Origin of the sequence: Achromobacter kerstersii (assembly GCF_902859595.1) — a bacterium.
Lineage (GTDB): Bacteria > Pseudomonadota > Gammaproteobacteria > Burkholderiales > Burkholderiaceae_B > Achromobacter > Achromobacter kerstersii.
The window spans coordinates 1-3,250 of record NZ_CADIJQ010000030.1 but is presented as its reverse complement, the minus strand read 5'-3'; the positions used below and the strand labels follow the sequence as shown (position 1 = coordinate 3,250).

Here is a 3,250-nt window from a genome sequence, read left to right as displayed (position 1 = left end):
AGTACTCAGCGCAAGCTGAAGAAAATAAGTACGGGTTGTGATTGCATTATTTTGTTCCAAGTTCTCAAGACTGGGGTGAATAACCTCAGACTGCTTTGAAACTTATGAACGGCACAAACGCTAATACTCAGGTCCTATAGCCTACAGCGTTATAGGATCAAGCGACTAAGTGCATATGGTGGATGCCTTGGCGATCACAGGCGATGAAGGACGTAGTAGCCTGCGAAAAGCTACGGGGAGCTGGCAAACAAGCTTTGATCCGTAGATGTCCGAATGGGGAAACCCACCGCAGCAATGCGGTATCCCTAGCTGAATACATAGGCTAGTGGAAGCGAACCGGGTGAACTGAAACATCTCAGTAGCTCGAGGAAAAGAAATCAACCGAGATTCCGAAAGTAGTGGCGAGCGAAATCGGAAGAGCCTTTACGTTTTAGCACGCAAGATAGTCGAACGGAATGGAAAGTCCGGCCGTAGCAGGTGATAGCCCTGTAGGCGAAATCTTGTGTGTGGAACTAAGCGTAAGACAAGTAGGGCGGGACACGTGAAATCCTGTTTGAAGATGGGGGGACCATCCTCCAAGGCTAAATACTCGTGATCGACCGATAGTGAACCAGTACCGTGAGGGAAAGGCGAAAAGAACCCCGGAAGGGGAGTGAAATAGATCCTGAAACCGTATGCATACAAACAGTAGGAGCCTCCTTGTGGGGTGACTGCGTACCTTTTGTATAATGGGTCAGCGACTTACATTCAGTGGCAAGGTTAACCGAATAGGGAAGCCGTAGCGAAAGCGAGTCCGAATAGGGCGATTCAGTCGCTGGGTGTAGACCCGAAACCAGATGATCTATCCATGGCCAGGTTGAAGGCACGGTAACACGTGCTGGAGGACCGAACCCACTAATGTTGAAAAATTAGGGGATGAGCTGTGGATAGGGGTGAAAGGCTAAACAAATCTGGAAATAGCTGGTTCTCTCCGAAAACTATTTAGGTAGTGCCTCAAGTATTACTGCGGGGGGTAGAGCACTGTTATAGCTAGGGGGTCATGGCGACTTACCAAACTATGGCAAACTCCGAATACCCGCAAGTACAGCTTGGGAGACAGAGCACCGGGTGCTAACGTCCGGACTCAAGAGGGAAACAACCCAGACCGCCAGCTAAGGTCCCGAATTATCGCTAAGTGGGAAACGAAGTGGGAAGGCATAGACAGTCAGGAGGTTGGCTTAGAAGCAGCCATCCTTTAAAGAAAGCGTAATAGCTCACTGATCGAGTCGTCCTGCGCGGAAGATGTAACGGGGCTAAGCGATAAACCGAAGCTGCGGGTGTGCACTTTTAGTGCACGCGGTAGGAGAGCGTTCTGTAAGCCTGCGAAGGTGGCTTGTAAAGGCTGCTGGAGGTATCAGAAGTGCGAATGCTGACATGAGTAGCGATAAAGGGGGTGAAAAGCCCCCTCGCCGTAAGTCCAAGGTTTCCTGCGCAACGTTCATCGGCGCAGGGTGAGTCGGCCCCTAAGGCGAGGCAGAGATGCGTAGCTGATGGGAAACTGGTTAATATTCCAGTACCGTCGTACAGTGCGATGGGGGGACGGATCGCGGAAGATCATCAGGGTGTTGGATGTCCCTGTTGCTGTATCGAAGATGGCGCTTAGGCAAATCCGGGCGCGTAAATCAAGGGTATGGCACGAGCGAGCATTGCTTGCGAAGTGATTGGAAGTGGTTCCAAGAAAAGCCTCTAAGCTTCAGCTGTACGAGACCGTACCGCAAACCGACACAGGTGGACGGGATGAATATTCCAAGGCGCTTGAGAGAACTCAGGAGAAGGAACTCGGCAAATTGATACCGTAACTTCGGGAGAAGGTATACCCCGGTAGTGTGAAGCGCCTGCGCGCTTAGCATGATGGGGTCGCAGAGAATCGGTGGCTGCGACTGTTTATTAAAAACACAGCACTCTGCAAAGACGAAAGTCGACGTATAGGGTGTGACGCCTGCCCGGTGCCGGAAGGTTAAGTGATGGGGTGCAAGCTCTTGATCGAAGCCCCGGTAAACGGCGGCCGTAACTATAACGGTCCTAAGGTAGCGAAATTCCTTGTCGGGTAAGTTCCGACCTGCACGAATGGCGTAACGATGGCCACACTGTCTCCTCCTGAGACTCAGCGAAGTTGAAGTGTTTGTGATGATGCAATCTACCCGCGGCTAGACGGAAAGACCCCATGAACCTTTACTGTAGCTTTGCATTGATCTGTGAACCGGCCTGTGTAGGATAGGTGGGAGGCTTTGAAGCGTAGTCGCTAGATTACGTGGAGCCATCCTTGAAATACCACCCTGGTTTGTTTGCGGTTCTAACCTTGGTCCGTTATCCGGATCGGGGACAGTGCATGGTGGGCAGTTTGACTGGGGCGGTCTCCTCCCAAAGTGTAACGGAGGAGTTCGAAGGTACGCTAGGTACGGTCGGAAATCGTGCTGATAGTGCAATGGCATAAGCGTGCTTGACTGTGAGACTGACAAGTCGAACAGGTGCGAAAGCAGGACATAGTGATCCGGTGGTTCTGAATGGAAGGGCCATCGCTCAACGGATAAAAGGTACTCTGGGGATAACAGGCTGATACCGCCCAAGAGTTCATATCGACGGCGGTGTTTGGCACCTCGATGTCGGCTCATCTCATCCTGGGGCTGTAGCCGGTCCCAAGGGTATGGCTGTTCGCCATTTAAAGAGGTACGTGAGCTGGGTTTAAAACGTCGTGAGACAGTTTGGTCCCTATCTGCCGTGGGCGTTGGATACTTGACGGAGCCTGCTCCTAGTACGAGAGGACCGGAGTGGACGTACCTCTGGTGTACCGGTTGTCATGCCAATGGCATTGCCGGGTAGCTAAGTACGGAAGAGATAACCGCTGAAGGCATCTAAGCGGGAAACTCGTCTGAAGATTAGGTATCCCGGGGACTTGATCCCCCTAAAGAGTCGTTCGAGACCAGGACGTTGATAGGTCGGGTGTGGAAGCGCAGTAATGCGTTAAGCTAACCGATACTAATTGCTCGTGAGGCTTGATCCTATAACACTGATGGTTATTGACCTGGTGATATAGCGTTCCAAGTGTCGTTCAATACAAAATCTGGCTGCACCGTCGGCAGCCAGCCAACACCAATTACATACCCCTTGTGCGTGATCATCGAGCTAGCCTCTGATCACCCACACGTTGTGTTTCTTCCAAGATTGGAGCGGTTGCGTTAACACGCAGCAGCTCAACCAGTTACGCCTGACG

1 rRNA gene is annotated in these 3,250 nt (G+C 51.8%); it reads left to right on the top strand.

Annotated elements, in window-relative coordinates:
• Positions 1-155 precede the first annotated feature (155 nt).
• A 23S ribosomal RNA gene (locus tag HV765_RS31595) occupies positions 156-3,040 on the top strand.
• The last annotated feature ends 210 nt before the right edge of the window (positions 3,041-3,250 follow it).